At 63.1% G+C, this 13,077-nt stretch carries 22 protein-coding genes; all 22 read right to left on the bottom strand.

Going from position 1 to position 13,077, the window contains the following annotated elements:
• Positions 1–22: 22 nt before the first annotated feature.
• Positions 23–385, bottom strand: coding sequence for a 50S ribosomal protein L18 (rplR, locus tag BXY53_RS08070; protein WP_119061319.1), 363 nt, complete (start codon positions 383–385; stop codon positions 23–25).
• A 15-nt stretch (positions 386–400) separates the two neighbouring features.
• Positions 401–934 carry a 50S ribosomal protein L6 gene (gene rplF / locus BXY53_RS08075; protein WP_119061320.1) on the bottom strand — a complete coding sequence of 178 codons (534 nt, stop codon included), beginning with the start codon at positions 932–934 and terminating at the stop codon, positions 401–403.
• Between the two features lie 39 nt (positions 935–973).
• Positions 974–1,372, bottom strand: a complete 399-nt coding sequence (gene rpsH / locus BXY53_RS08080) for a 30S ribosomal protein S8 (RefSeq protein WP_119061321.1) — start codon at positions 1,370–1,372, stop codon at positions 974–976.
• Positions 1,373–1,387: 15 nt separating this feature from the next.
• On the bottom strand, positions 1,388–1,693 hold the full coding sequence (gene rpsN / locus BXY53_RS08085) for a 30S ribosomal protein S14 (RefSeq protein ID WP_119061322.1): 306 nt from the start codon (positions 1,691–1,693) through the stop codon (positions 1,388–1,390).
• A gap of 38 nt (positions 1,694–1,731) precedes the next feature.
• Entirely contained in the window at positions 1,732–2,298 is a 567-nt protein-coding gene (rplE, locus tag BXY53_RS08090) for a 50S ribosomal protein L5 (protein ID WP_119061323.1), read from the bottom strand.
• Positions 2,291–2,605, bottom strand: coding sequence for a 50S ribosomal protein L24 (rplX, locus tag BXY53_RS08095; RefSeq protein ID WP_119061324.1), 315 nt, complete (start codon positions 2,603–2,605; stop codon positions 2,291–2,293). The genes rplE and rplX overlap by 8 nt, the downstream gene beginning before the upstream one ends.
• Positions 2,605–2,973: a 50S ribosomal protein L14 gene (gene rplN / locus BXY53_RS08100; protein ID WP_119061325.1), complete on the bottom strand. Its 369-nt coding sequence runs from the start codon at positions 2,971–2,973 to the stop codon at positions 2,605–2,607. The genes rplX and rplN overlap by 1 nt, the downstream gene beginning before the upstream one ends.
• 55 nt (positions 2,974–3,028) lie before the next feature.
• Complete coding sequence (gene rpsQ / locus BXY53_RS08105) at positions 3,029–3,274, bottom strand: 30S ribosomal protein S17 (RefSeq protein WP_119061326.1); 246 nt, start codon at positions 3,272–3,274, stop codon at positions 3,029–3,031.
• A 16-nt stretch (positions 3,275–3,290) separates the two neighbouring features.
• Positions 3,291–3,512, bottom strand: coding sequence for a 50S ribosomal protein L29 (gene rpmC / locus BXY53_RS08110; protein ID WP_119061327.1), 222 nt, complete (start codon positions 3,510–3,512; stop codon positions 3,291–3,293).
• Positions 3,513–3,560: 48 nt separating this feature from the next.
• Complete coding sequence (rplP, locus tag BXY53_RS08115) at positions 3,561–3,980, bottom strand: 50S ribosomal protein L16 (protein ID WP_119061328.1); 420 nt, start codon at positions 3,978–3,980, stop codon at positions 3,561–3,563.
• Positions 3,981–4,030: 50 nt separating this feature from the next.
• Positions 4,031–4,732: a 30S ribosomal protein S3 gene (gene rpsC / locus BXY53_RS08120; RefSeq protein WP_119061329.1), complete on the bottom strand. Its 702-nt coding sequence runs from the start codon at positions 4,730–4,732 to the stop codon at positions 4,031–4,033.
• The gene (gene rplV / locus BXY53_RS08125) at positions 4,732–5,112 is read right to left on the bottom strand and encodes a 50S ribosomal protein L22 (RefSeq protein WP_119061330.1); all 381 of its coding nucleotides are present in this window, start codon (positions 5,110–5,112) and stop codon (positions 4,732–4,734) included. The genes rpsC and rplV overlap by 1 nt, the downstream gene beginning before the upstream one ends.
• A 4-nt stretch (positions 5,113–5,116) precedes the next feature.
• On the bottom strand, positions 5,117–5,395 hold the full coding sequence (gene rpsS, locus BXY53_RS08130) for a 30S ribosomal protein S19 (RefSeq protein WP_119061331.1): 279 nt from the start codon (positions 5,393–5,395) through the stop codon (positions 5,117–5,119).
• A gap of 9 nt (positions 5,396–5,404) precedes the next feature.
• A complete protein-coding gene (gene rplB / locus BXY53_RS08135; RefSeq protein ID WP_119061332.1) occupies positions 5,405–6,241 on the bottom strand; it encodes a 50S ribosomal protein L2 in 837 nt (278 codons plus the stop codon).
• A gap of 23 nt (positions 6,242–6,264) precedes the next feature.
• On the bottom strand, positions 6,265–6,558 hold the full coding sequence (locus BXY53_RS08140; RefSeq protein WP_119061333.1) for a 50S ribosomal protein L23: 294 nt from the start codon (positions 6,556–6,558) through the stop codon (positions 6,265–6,267).
• Positions 6,555–7,175 carry a 50S ribosomal protein L4 gene (gene rplD, locus BXY53_RS08145; RefSeq protein WP_119061334.1) on the bottom strand — a complete coding sequence of 207 codons (621 nt, stop codon included), beginning with the start codon at positions 7,173–7,175 and terminating at the stop codon, positions 6,555–6,557. The genes BXY53_RS08140 and rplD overlap by 4 nt, the downstream gene beginning before the upstream one ends.
• 3 nt (positions 7,176–7,178) lie before the next feature.
• Complete coding sequence (rplC, locus tag BXY53_RS08150) at positions 7,179–7,904, bottom strand: 50S ribosomal protein L3 (RefSeq protein WP_119061335.1); 726 nt, start codon at positions 7,902–7,904, stop codon at positions 7,179–7,181.
• Between the two features lie 69 nt (positions 7,905–7,973).
• The gene (gene rpsJ, locus BXY53_RS08155; protein WP_119061336.1) at positions 7,974–8,282 is read right to left on the bottom strand and encodes a 30S ribosomal protein S10; all 309 of its coding nucleotides are present in this window, start codon (positions 8,280–8,282) and stop codon (positions 7,974–7,976) included.
• Between the two features lie 68 nt (positions 8,283–8,350).
• A complete protein-coding gene (tuf, locus tag BXY53_RS08160; RefSeq protein ID WP_119061337.1) occupies positions 8,351–9,526 on the bottom strand; it encodes an elongation factor Tu in 1,176 nt (391 codons plus the stop codon).
• Positions 9,527–9,566: 40 nt separating this feature from the next.
• Positions 9,567–11,675, bottom strand: coding sequence for an elongation factor G (fusA, locus tag BXY53_RS08165; RefSeq protein ID WP_119061338.1), 2,109 nt, complete (start codon positions 11,673–11,675; stop codon positions 9,567–9,569).
• A 32-nt stretch (positions 11,676–11,707) separates the two neighbouring features.
• Positions 11,708–12,178, bottom strand: a complete 471-nt coding sequence (gene rpsG / locus BXY53_RS08170; protein ID WP_119061339.1) for a 30S ribosomal protein S7 — start codon at positions 12,176–12,178, stop codon at positions 11,708–11,710.
• A 166-nt stretch (positions 12,179–12,344) separates the two neighbouring features.
• Complete coding sequence (rpsL, locus tag BXY53_RS08175) at positions 12,345–12,716, bottom strand: 30S ribosomal protein S12 (protein ID WP_119061340.1); 372 nt, start codon at positions 12,714–12,716, stop codon at positions 12,345–12,347.
• Between the last annotated feature and the right edge of the window lie 361 nt (positions 12,717–13,077).

The following is a 13,077-nucleotide window of genomic DNA, read 5'->3' on the forward strand; positions in this document are numbered from 1 at the left end:
CTCCGTGGAGCCCATTCAATCCCTAGAAATTCAGGCCGCCTTCGCGCGCCGCGTCGGCCAGCGCCTTGACGCGCCCATGAAACAGATAACCGCCGCGATCGAAGAAGACATCGACCACACCGGCGTCCTTCGCACGCTCGGCCAGCAGCTTGCCAACCGCTGCGGCTGCTTCGACATTGCCGCCCTTGTCGATTTGTCCACGCACAGCCGGATCGAGACTCGACGCGGCCACCAGCGTGTGGCCCTTCGTGTCGTCGATGACCTGCGCGTAGATGTGCTTCGACGAACGGAACACCGACAGGCGCGGGCGTCCCGAAGCGCGCTTCCGGAGCGCGCGGCGTACGCGCATTTTGCGCCGGTTGAACCTGGAAATCGGACCCGCCATGACCGCGACCCTTCCTTACTTCTTCTTGCCTTCTTTGCGGATGATGCGCTCTTCGGCGTACTTGATGCCCTTGCCCTTGTAAGGCTCTGGCGGACGCAGACCGCGCAACTCCGCAGCGAACTGGCCGACGCGCTGCTTCTCGATGCCCGAGATTTCGATTTCTGTCGGCTTCGGACACTTTACTTCCAGCCCTTCCGGCACCTCGCGGATCACGTCATGGCTGAGGCCGAGCTGCAGCTGGATGCTCTTGCCAGTCATCTGCGCGCGATAGCCGACGCCGTTGATCTCGAGCTTTCGTGTGAAGCCCTCGGTCACGCCGGTGACCAGGTTGTTCACGATCGTCCGGGACATGCCCCACATCGAGCGCGCACGCTTGCTCTCGTTGCGCGGCTGCACTTCGATCTGGCCGTCTTCAAGCTTGACCAGCACGTCCTCGACCAGGGTTGCCGCCAGTTCGCCTTTCGGTCCCTTCACCGAAACGTGCTGACCGTCAATCGTCGCCGTCACATTGTCCGGCACCGGAATTGGTCTCTTGCCAATGCGTGACATTTGTCCCGCTCCCTTATCTGCGCGCTGCCCGGTCGCGCCCTAGAAGATGTTGCACAGCACCTCGCCGCCGACATTCTCCTGGCGCGCGCGGCTGTCGGACATGACGCCCTTCGGCGTCGACAGGATCGACACGCCCAGCCCGTTGCGCACCGTCGGCAAATCCTTCACCGAGGAGTAGACCCGCCGGCCCGGCTTGGACACGCGCTTGATTTCGCGGATCACGGGCTGGCCGTCGAAATATTTGAGCTCGATCTCGATTTCCGATTTGCCGCCGCCGAAATCCACCCGCGCGAAACCGCGGATATAACCTTCTTCGGCCAGCACTTCCAGCACGCGCTCGCGCAGTTTTGATGCCGGGGTCGAAACCTTGTTCCGCTTGCGCATCTGCGCGTTGCGGATGCGTGTCAGCATGTCACCAAGCGGGTCGTTCATTGCCATCGCCGTTCTTGTCCTTTACCAGCTCGACTTGGTCATGCCCGGGACCTGGCCCTGGGACGCCAGTTCACGCAGCATCACGCGCGAGAGCCGCAGCTTGCGATAGTAGCCGCGCGGCCGGCCCGTCAACTCGCAGCGATTGCGGATGCGTACCTTCGAAGAATTGCGCGGCAGCTTGGCCAACTTCAGGCGCGCCTGGAAGCGCTCCTCCGGCGGACGGTTCGTGTCCTCGGCCATCGCCTTCAGCTCCGCGCGCTTCGCCGCGTACTTTTCGGCCATCCGGCGGCGCTTCTTGTTGCGCTCGACCATTGCCTTCTTGGCCATCGACTCCTCCTCTTGCCCGGGCTGCCGCCTTGCTTAGCTCAGCCCCGAAACGGAAAGTTGAACTTTTTCAGCAGCGACCGCGCCTCGTCATCGTTCTCGGCAGTCGTGCAGATGATGATGTCCATTCCCAGGATCTGCTCGACCTTGTCGTAGTCGATCTCCGGGAACACGATATGCTCCTTCAGACCCATCGAGTAGTTGCCGCGACCGTCAAAGCTCTTCGGGCTGAGCCCGCGAAAGTCCTTCTGGCGCGGTAGCGCGATGGTGATGAGCCTGTCGAGGAACTCGTACATGCGCTGGCGGCGCAGTGTGACCTTGACGCCAATCGGCATACCCTCGCGCACCTTGAAGCCAGCAATCGACTTGCGGGCGCGCGTATAGACGGGCTTCTGCCCCGAGATCAGCGCGAGGTCGCGCGCGGCCATTTCAACCTTCTTGCGGTCGTTGACCGCTTCTCCGATGCCCATGTTGATGACAATCTTGTCTAGCCGCGGGACCTGCATGACGTTGCGGTACTGGAACTCGTCGATCAGCGCCTGGCGGATAGCGTCATCATACTGACGCTTCAGCCGCGGCACATACGTAGCTTCTGCGACCTCAGTCATCGATAATCTCTCCCGAACGCTTGGCGAAGCGCACCTTGCGGCCGTCATCCAGAATGCGGAAACCCACACGGCTCGGTGAGCCGTCCTTGGGGTCCTCGATCGCCAAGTTCGACACGTCGATCGACGCTTCCTTCACCACGATGCCGCCTTCCTGCTGCGCGGTCTGCCGCTGGTGGCGCTTCACCTGGTTGACGCCCTGAACGATCGCCCGGTTCTCCTTCGGGATCATCTTCAGGATTTCACCGCGCTTGCCCTTGTCGCGTCCGGTCAGGACAATCACGCGGTCGCCCTTGCGAAACTTGCGCATTAGAGCACCTCCGGTGCGAGCGAGATGATCTTCATGTGCCGGCGCGCACGCAGTTCGCGCGGCACCGGGCCGAAAATGCGCGTGCCGATCGGCTCGCGGTTGTTGTTCACCAGCACGGCCGCGTTGCGATCAAACCGGATGATGCTGCCGTCCGGGCGCTTCACCGGGAAGGATGTCCGCACGATCACGGCCTTCGCAACCTGCCCCTTCTTCACGCGGCCGCGAGGCAGCGCGTCCTTCACGCTGACGGCGATCACATCACCCAGCTTGGCATATTTGCGCTTCGAGCCGCCCAGCACCTTGATGCACTGCACCTGCCGCGCGCCGGAGTTGTCAGCCACATCGAGCTTGCTTTGCATTTGTATCATTGTTCGACTCCATACCCGCGGTGACCGCGAACAGGGATCGCGCGCCGCGTCCGGATCAGGACGCAGGCTGATCGCCGCTCAACACCATCCATTTCTTCTTCTTCGAAACCGGCGCGCATTCCTGGATGCGCACCTTATCGCCCTCGCGCAGCGCGTTGCTCTCGTCGTGGGCGTGAAACTTCTTGGACCGCCGGACCACCTTCTTCAGAAGCGGGTGGGTGAAGCGGCGCTCGACGCGGACCACCACCGTCTTGTCGTTCTTGGCGGAAACCACCGTGCCTTGCAGGATCCGTTTGGGCATGACCCGTTCACCTCATTCAGCTTGTCTGAGCGGTCTCGGCCGCACTGGCGGCGGCGCGCTTCTCGCGCTGGATCGTCTTGATCCGCGCAATGTCGCGCCGGACCTGACGCGCGCGCGCGGTGTTTTCCAGTTGCCCCGTCGCCGCCTGAAACCGCAGATTGAACTGCTCCTTCTTCAGCTTGATCAACTCGTCGTCCAGCTGATCCAGAGTCAGATCGCGAATTTCGTGCGCCTTCATCGTTTCTTTCCCTTCGCCTGCGCGTTCCTTTGGCAGTGGATCCGCAAATCAGGACTCGCCGCCGAACCGCGCCACGATCCGCGTCTTGATCGGCAGCTTTGCCGCGGCGAGGCGCAGCGCCTCGCGCGCAAGGTCGTCCGGCACGCCGTCGATCTCGAACATGATCCGCCCAGGCAGCACGCGTGCAGCCCAATACTCCGGCGCGCCCTTGCCCTTGCCCATGCGCACCTCGGTCGGCTTCTGCGAAACCGGCAGGTCCGGGAACACGCGGATCCAGACGCGTCCAACACGCTTCATCTTGCGCGTCATGGCGCGGCGGGCCGCCTCGATCTGGCGCGCCGTGACGCGCTCCGGCTCCATTGCCTTCAGCCCGTAGGAACCGAAGTTCAGCGTGTAGCCACCTTTGGCCTGCCCCTTGAGCCGGCCCTTCTGCGCCTTGCGGAATTTTGTCTTCTTCGGTTGCAGCATTGTTGCCTCAATCGATCTCCGTCAGGCGCCGGCGCGCCCTCATATTCCTGTTATCGGCGACGCTCGCGTCCGCCGCCAGCTTCTTGGGAGGCCGTCGCCAGACGCTCCTGCGCCATCGGGTCGTGCTCCATGATCTCGCCCTTGAAGATCCAGACCTTGATGCCGATCACGCCGTAAGCTGTGCGCGCCTCCGCCTGGCCGTAGTCGATGTTCGCACGCAGCGTGTGCAGCGGCACCCGCCCCTCGCGATACCATTCCGTGCGCGCGATCTCCGCGCCGCCGAGGCGCCCGGCGCAATTGATGCGGATGCCCTCAGCGCCCAGGCGCATTGCCGACTGTACGGCGCGCTTCATTGCCCGGCGGAAGGCCACGCGGCGCTCCAGCTGCTGCGCAATGCCCTCGGCGACCAGCGTCGCGTCAATCTCCGGCTTGCGGATCTCCACGATGTTCAGGAACACCTCCGAGTCCGTAAGCCGGGAGAGCTCGTTACGGAGCTTTTCGATGTCTGCGCCCTTCTTGCCGATAAGAATGCCGGGCCGCGCGGCATGCACGGTCACGCGGCACTTCTTGTGCGGCCGCTCGATCACGACCTTGGAGATGCCGGCCTGGCGCTGATTCTTCAGAATGTGCTTGCGCAGCTCCATGTCTTCCAGAAGCAACTGGCCGTATTCGGCGTCATCGGCATACCAGCGCGAATCCCAGGTGCGGTTAATGCCCACCCGGAAGCCGATCGGATTGATCTTCTGTCCCATTATGCTTGCTCCTCGGCTTCCTTCACGACGACGGTCAGGCGCGAGAACGGCTTCATGATCCGGCCGATGCGACCCCGGGCCCGCGGACGCCAGCGTTTCATCACCAGGCCCTTGCCCACATAGGCTTCCTTGACCACGAGCTGGTCGACGTCGAGGTCATGATTGTTCTCCGCATTCGCGACCGCAGACTCCAGCGTCTTTTTCACGTCCGCCGCGATGCGTTTCCGCGAAAAGGTCAGGTCGGCCAGCGCCGTCTCCACCGGCTTGCCCCGGATGGACTCTGCCACGAGGTTCAGCTTCTGCGGGCTGATGCGCAGATTGCGCGTCACCGCCATCGCCTCGTTCTCGGCCAGCCGCCGCTCGCTCTTGGGCTTGCCCATGGCCTTATCTCCTTCTCGCCTTCTTATCCACGTTGTGCCCGTAATACGTGCGCGTGGGGGCGAATTCGCCGAACTTGTGGCCGACCATGTCCTCGGTGACGAGGACCGGTATATGCTTCTGGCCGTTGTAGACGCCGAAGGTCAGCCCAACGAACTGCGGCAGGATCGTCGAACGCCGGCTCCAGATCTTGATAACCGCGCTCGATCCCTTCTCGCGCGCCGCTTCCGCCTTCTTCAGCAGGTAGCTGTCGACAAACGGACCTTTCCAGACTGAACGTGCCATGCCCTATTCCTAGCGCTTCTTCTTCATGTGCCGGCTGCGCAGAATGTAACGGTCGGTCTCCTTGTTGGAGCGCGTGCGCTTGCCCTTGGTCGGCTTGCCCCACGGGGTCACCGGGTGACGGCCACCGGAACTGCGCCCCTCGCCGCCGCCGAGCGGGTGGTCCACCGGGTTCATGGCCACGCCGCGGACAGCCGGGCGCTTGCCGAGCCAGCGTTTGCGGCCCGCCTTGCCGAGCTGCTCGTTGACATTGTCCGGGTTCGACACCGCGCCTACGGTCGCCCGGCAGGCGCCGTGCACCATGCGGGTTTCGCCGGATTTCAACTTGAGGATCGCGTACCCCGCGTCGCGCCCGACAAGCTGCGCATAAGTGCCCGCGGCACGCGCGAGCTGGGCGCCCTTCTCCGGCTTCATCTCGACATTGTGCACGATCGTGCCGATCGGCATGTTCGCCAACGGCATCGCGTTGCCCGGCTTGATATCGGCCTTATCGGCGGAGACCACCGTGTCGCCAACGCCCAGGCGCTGCGGCGCAATGATGTAGGACTGCTCGCCATCCTCATAGCGGATCAGCGCGATGAACGCCGTGCGGTTCGGATCATATTCAAGCCGCTCGACGGTGGCGGGGACATCCACCTTGCGCCGCTTGAAATCGACGACGCGATAAGCGCGCTTGTGCCCGCCGCCGCGCCGGCGCGCGGTGATCCGCCCGTTGTTGTTGCGTCCGGCCTTCTTGGTCAGGCCTTCCGTGAGCTGCTTCACCGGCTTGCCGCGCCAGAGCTGGCTGCGGTCCACCAGGATCAACTCACGGCGCCCGGGCGAGGTCGGGTTGTATTTCTTCAAAGCCATGACTCTTCGTCCCTGCTAGGGCGTTACAGCCCGGTGGTGACGTCGATGCTGCTGCCTTCCTGCAGCGTGACGATCGCCTTCTTGATACTGTTCTGCCGCCCCTGGATTCCCCGAAACCGCTTGAGCTTGCCCTTGCGGTTCAGGGTGTTCACGGACTCGACCTTGACATTGAACAGGCGCTCGACCGCCTCCTTGATCTGCGGTTTCGTGGCGTACGGAGCCACCTTGAACACGACCTGGTTGTTTTCTGACGCCAGGGTCGATTTCTCGGTAATCACCGGGGCAACGATGATGTCGTAAAGCTCTTCTTCCCTCATTTGAACCGCGCCTCCAGCGCCGCGATCGCGTCCTTGGTCAGCACCAGGTTATCCCGGCGCAAGATGTCATAGACGTTCAACCCCTGAACCGGCAGCACGTCGATGTTCGGAATGTTTCGGGCTGCCTTGGCGAACTCGTCCTGCACGTCCTGGCCGGCGACGATCAGGGCGTTCGCAAGGCCGAGCTTCTCCAGCTTGGTATGAAGCTCCTTCGTCTTCGGCGCTTCCACTTCCGCGCGGTCGAGCACCATCAGCGCCTCCGCGCGCGCCTTCGACGACAGCGCATGGCGCATCGCGAGTGCACGGATCTTCTTCGGCAGGTCGATCGCATGGCTGCGCGGCTTCGGCCCGAACGCCTTCCCGCCGCCGCGGAATTGCGGCGCCTTCTTGTCGCCATGGCGGGCACGGCCCGTGCCCTTCTGCCGGTACATCTTTGCACCCGTGCCGGCAACCTCGCTGCGGCCCTTGGCGCTGTGCGTGCCGGCCTGCCGCTTGGCAAGCTGGTAGCGCACCATCCGATGAAGGATGTCTGCGCGCGGCTCCAGCCCGAAGATGCTGTCGTCCAGCTCGACCGAGCCAGCTTTCTTCGCATCAAGCGTTTTGACGTCCACCTTCATGGCTTATCCCTCACTCGCCTCGGGCTGCGGGGTCTCGCCGCCGGTTTCCCCGCCCGGCATGCGGAAGGCGCCCGGCGTCGGTGCATCCTTTGGCAGTTCCTTCTTCACCGCGTCGCGGAGCATCACCCAGCCGCCTTTCGCGCCGGGGACCGCACCGCAGACCATGATCAGACCGCGCCCCGCATCGACCTTGACGACCCGCAGGTTCTGCGTCGTGACGCGCTCGTTGCCCAGGTGGCCGGCCATCTTCTTGCCCTTGAAGACCTTGCCCGGGTCCTGCATCTGGCCGGTAGAGCCATGCGCGCGGTGCGAGACGGAAACGCCGTGGGTCGCCTCCAGGCCGCGGAAATTGTGCCGCTTCATGGCGCCGGCGAAGCCCTTGCCGATGCTGATCCCGGTCGCATCGACATACTGGCCCTCTACGAAATGATCGGCCGTGATTTCCGCCCCGACGTCGATCAGGTTCTCTGGGCTGACGCGGAACTCGGCAACCTTGCGCTTGGGTTCCACACTGGCGACAGCGAAATGCCCGCGTTCGGCGCGGGTGACGTTCTTCACCTTCGCCTTGCCAGCGCCAAGCTGCAGAGCGCAATAACCGTTCTTGTCGCTCACGCGCTGGGCGACCACCTGGCACTTGTCCAGACGAAGCACCGTCACCGGCACATGCGCGCCGCTGTCATCGAAGATCCGTGTCATTCCCACTTTCTGCGCGATCACACCTGAGCGCATGGGTCCAATCCTCTCTTCCGCCCGGCGAGGGGCTAGCCGCGACGTAGCGCGTTGTCGGGAAGCCGCCTGTTAGAGCTTGATCTCCACATCCACACCAGCGGCCAGATCGAGCTTCATCAGCGCGTCCACCGTCTGCGGCGTCGGGTCGACGATATCGATCAGCCGCTTGTGCGTCCGCATCTCGAACTGCTCGCGGCTTTTCTTGTTGACGTGCGGCGAGCGGTTCACGGTGAATTTCTCGATCCGCGTCGGAAGCGGGATCGGCCCGCGAACATCCGCGCCAGTGCGGCGTGCTGTGTTGACGATCTCGCGCGTCGACGTATCGAGAATTCTGTGATCGAACGCCTTCAAGCGGATGCGGATATTCTGGCCCTGCATGGCGGCTTACCCCAAAAATAAGAGCGCCCCCGCAACTCGGGGCGCTCTTGTCGTTCACACTGGCTGCGCTACTCGATGATGTCGGCGACGACGCCGGCACCCACGGTGCGGCCACCCTCACGGATGGCGAAGCGCAGCTTTTCTTCCATCGCGATCGGCACGATGAGCTGGACTTCCATCTCCACGTTGTCGCCCGGCATCACCATTTCCTTGTCCGGCGGCAGCGTGACCACGCCGGTCACGTCCGTCGTGCGGAAGTAAAACTGAGGGCGATAGTTGGTGAAGAACGGCGTGTGGCGGCCGCCCTCCTCCTTGGTGAGGATGTAAGCCTCAGCCTTGAACTTTGTGTGCGGCGTCACCGAGCCCGGCTTGCACAGCACCTGGCCGCGCTCCACTTCGTCGCGCGCCACGCCGCGGATGAGCGCGCCGATGTTGTCGCCTGCCTCGCCCTGGTCGAGCAGCTTGCGGAACATCTCCACGCCCGTGACCGTGGTCTTGCGGGTGTCCTTGATGCCGACGATCTCGACCTCGTCGCCAACCTTGATCACCCCGCGCTCGACACGGCCCGTCACAACTGTACCGCGGCCGGAAATGGAGAAGACGTCCTCGATCGGCATCAGGAACGGCTGGTCTTTCGGGCGCTCCGGTGTCGGGATGTAGTCGTCGATCGCCTCCAGCAGTTCACGGATCTTGTTCTCGCCGATCTCGGGGTTATTCCCTTCCATCGCAGCGAGCGCGCTGCCGGCAACGATCGGAATATTGTCACCGTCGAACTCGTACTCGGACAGAAGCTCACGCACTTCCATCTCGACCAGATCCAGAAGCTCAGGGTCGTCGACCTGGTCCACCTTGTTCAGGAACACCACCAGCGCCGGGACACCGACCTGGCGCGCCAGCAGGATGTGCTCACGCGTCTGGGGCATCGGGCCATCGGCCGCGCTCACCACAAGGATCGCGCCGTCCATCTGTGCGGCGCCCGTGATCATGTTCTTCACGTAGTCCGCGTGGCCGGGGCAGTCGACGTGGGCATAGTGGCGGTTATCGGTCTCGTATTCGACATGCGCCGTGGAGATCGTGATGCCGCGGGCCTTTTCTTCCGGCGCGCCGTCGATCTTGTCATAGGCCTGGAAGTCGCCGAAATACTTCGTAATCGCCGCGGTCAGCGTCGTCTTACCATGGTCGACGTGTCCAATGGTCCCAATGTTCACATGGGGCTTGGAGCGCTCGAACTTTGCTTTGGCCATCTGGCTCTCCGTCTCTTCCTCTGCTTCACAGTGTTGGCAATTAACCGAACTTCGCCTGCACCTCGTCCGCCACGGCCTGCGGAACTTGGGCGTAGTGGTCAAATTGCATCGTGTACTGCGCCCGCCCCTGGCTCATGGAGCGGAGCGTGTTGACATAGCCGAACATGTTGGCCAGCGGTACCGTGGCGTTCACCACAGTTGCGTTCCCGCGCATTTCCTGGCCAAGCACCTGACCACGGCGGCTGGTCAGATCGCCGATGATGCTGCCGACATATTCCTCCGGCGTCACAACCTCGACCTTCATCACCGGCTCAAGCAGCTTCGGCTTTGCTTTCTGTGCCGCCTCGCGGAACGCCGCACGCCCGGCGATCTCGAAGGCCATGACGCTGGAGTCGACCTCGTGGTACGCACCGTCGGTGAGCGTGACTTTCACGTCCAGCATCGGGAAACCGGCGATGATGCCGGTGCTCAGGACACTCTCGACGCCCTTCTCCACCCCCGGGATGTATTCCTTCGGCACGTTGCCACCGACGACCGTGCTCTCGAACTCGAAGCCGGAGCCCGGCTCGCCCGGTTCCACTGTCATCTTCACGCGCGCGAACTGGCCCGAACCACCGGTCTGCTTCTTGTGGGTGTAGTCCACCTCGGCACGCTGCGTGATGCTTTCGCGGTAGGCGACTTGCGGCGCGCCCACATTGGCGTCGACCTTGAACTCGCGCTTCAGACGGTCAACGATGATGTCCAGGTGCAACTCGCCCATGCCCTTGATGATCGTCTGTCCGGATTCGGTGTCCGTCATAACGCGGAAGGACGGATCTTCCTGGGCCAGGCGGTTGAGCGCCACGCCGAGTTTCTCCTGGTCGGCTTTACTCTTCGGCTCAACAGCAACTTCGATCACCGGCTCCGGGAACTCCATTCGCTCCAGGATCACCGGAGAGGACGGATCGCACAGCGTGTCACCCGTGGTGACGTCCTTCAGGCTCGCGATCGCAACGATGTCGCCCGCGCAGGCCTGTTTGATGTCCTCGCGGCTGTTGGAGTGCATCAGCAACATGCGGCCGACGCGCTCGCGCTTCTCTTTCACCGTATTGAGGACCTGCGTGCCCTGGTCGAGCGTGCCCGAGTAGATACGGCAGAAGGTCAGCGAGCCGACATAGGGATCGTTCATGACCTTGAACGCCAGCATCGACAGCGGTTCGCTGTCGTCCGCCTTGCGGACGATCTCGTTGCCGGACTTCACATCAATGCCCTTGATCGGCTTCACGTCGAGCGGCGACGGCAGATAGCGGATGACCGCATCGAGCAGCGGCTGCACGCCCTTGTTCTTGAAGGCCGAGCCGCACATGATCGGGAAGAAGTCGACGTTGCAGGTGCCCTTGCGGATCAACTCGTGAAGCTGATCCTCGTCCGGCTCCTCGCCTTCGAGATAGGCCTCCATGGCCGCTTCGTCGGCCTCCACAGCCGTCTCGATCAGCTCGTCGCGATACGCCTTTGCACGATCAACTAGATCGGCCGGGATCTCGGCCTCGTGGAACTTCGCGCCAAGCGTTTCGGCCTCCCAGATGATCGCCTTCATCCGGATCAGGTCGACGACACCCTCGAAGTCGCTTTCCGCGCCGATCGGCAGCTGAAGCACCAGCGGCTTCGCGCCCAGGCGGTCCTTGATCATATCGATGCAGCGATAAAAGTCCGCGCCAAGCTTGTCCATCTTGTTGACGAAGATCATGCGCGGCACTTCGTACTTGTCGGCCTGGCGCCAGACCGTCTCGGTCTGCGGCTCGACGCCGGCATTGGCGTCCAGCAGCGCAATCGAGCCGTCAAGCACGCGCAGAGAACGCTCGACCTCGATGGTGAAGTCGACGTGACCCGGCGTGTCGATGATGTTCACGCGGTGACGCGGACCGATCTCGTTGCCGTCCATGTCGCGCAGCACCCAGAAGGTGGTCGTCGCAGCGGACGTGATCGTGATACCGCGCTCCTGCTCCTGCTCCATCCAGTCCATTACGGCGGCGCCGTCATGCACCTCGCCGATCTTGTGGCTCTTGCCGGTGTAGTAGAGGATGCGCTCTGTTGTCGTCGTCTTACCGGCGTCAATATGGGCCATGATGCCGATATTGCGGTAATTCTGTAGCGGTGTTTCGCGTGCCATCGTTCAGCGGCCCCGTATATCCCAAAAATCTATTACCAACGGTAATGCGAGAACGCCCGGTTGGCCTCGGCCATGCGATGCGTGTCTTCGCGTTTCTTGACTGCCGCGCCGCGGTTGTTCGCGGCGTCCAGCAGTTCGCCCGACAGGCGCTCCTCCATGGTGTTCTCGTTGCGTCCCCGCGCGGCCGTGATCAGCCAGCGGATCGCCAGCGCCTGCCGGCGCTCGGGGCGCACCTCCACCGGCACCTGATAGGTTGCGCCACCCACGCGGCGCGAACGGACTTCGATGGCCGGCTTCACGTTGTCCAGCGCCTCGTGAAAGAGCTGGACAGGGTCACGCTTCGCGCGGTCCGCGCAGCGATCCAGCGCCCCGTAGACGATGCGCTCGGCCACCGACTTCTTGCCGTCATACATCAGAATGTTCATCAGCTTCGCGAGCACTACATCACCATACCGGGCGTCCGGCGTGACCTCGCGTTTTTCCGCTCTGTGACGGCGAGACATCTATCGACAGCTCCAACTCTTCCGTTGCGTCTGTTCCGTTAATCCCGATCGGCGGCGCGTCACCTGCCCCTTTGGCAGTCCACCCGGCATTCGCTGAAACCGTTCTGCGCAAAGCGCGGTCGCCTATCCGCCGACGAAAAGATGGATGAACCCTGAACCTTCCCGTTTACTTCGGCCGCTTGGCGCCATACTTCGACCGGCGCTGCCGGCGCTTCGAGACACCCTGCGTATCCAATGCACCCCGGATCGTATGGTAGCGCACGCCCGGCAGGTCCTTCACGCGGCCGCCACGGATCATCACCACCGAGTGCTCCTGCAGGTTATGCCCCTCGCCCGGGATGTAGCTCGTCACCTCGTAGCCGTTGGTCAACCGGACGCGCGCCACCTTGCGCAGCGCCGAGTTCGGCTTCTTTGGCGTCGTCGTGTAGACGCGCGTGCAAACCCCGCGCTTCTGGGGGCAGGCCTCCAGCGCGGGCACCTTGTTGCGCTTCACCGGCGCCTGACGCGGCTTGCGAATAAGCTGTTGAACCGTAGGCATTCCACCAATCGTCCACTGTTTATGGAGCAGAGTCCGCGAAAGGCGCAAAACACACCTGCAGCGATGCCGCGGCATGCTGAGCGCCAAAAACACAGAGGATCGCCGCCCATCCTGGACGTGCGATCATGACCGAATTCTACTCAGCTTATTTTCGCCAGCGTTTAGCCGAACACTTCGGCGAGGACGCACATAAGCACGTCGGCTACCGCCTGGCCATCAAATCGCTGGTAAGCTAGTCACCGGAATCCGTAGCGTCAAGCCAAAAAATCAATGATGAGCGGCAAATCGCTGGTGTCCCGTCTGCGCCGCCAGCGATGCGCTCGCGAGGCACGCAGCGCGGCGGCAAGGCGCCGACTGCGGG

This window comes from Dichotomicrobium thermohalophilum (genome assembly GCF_003550175.1).
GTDB classification, from domain to species: domain Bacteria; phylum Pseudomonadota; class Alphaproteobacteria; order Rhizobiales; family Rhodomicrobiaceae; genus Dichotomicrobium; species Dichotomicrobium thermohalophilum.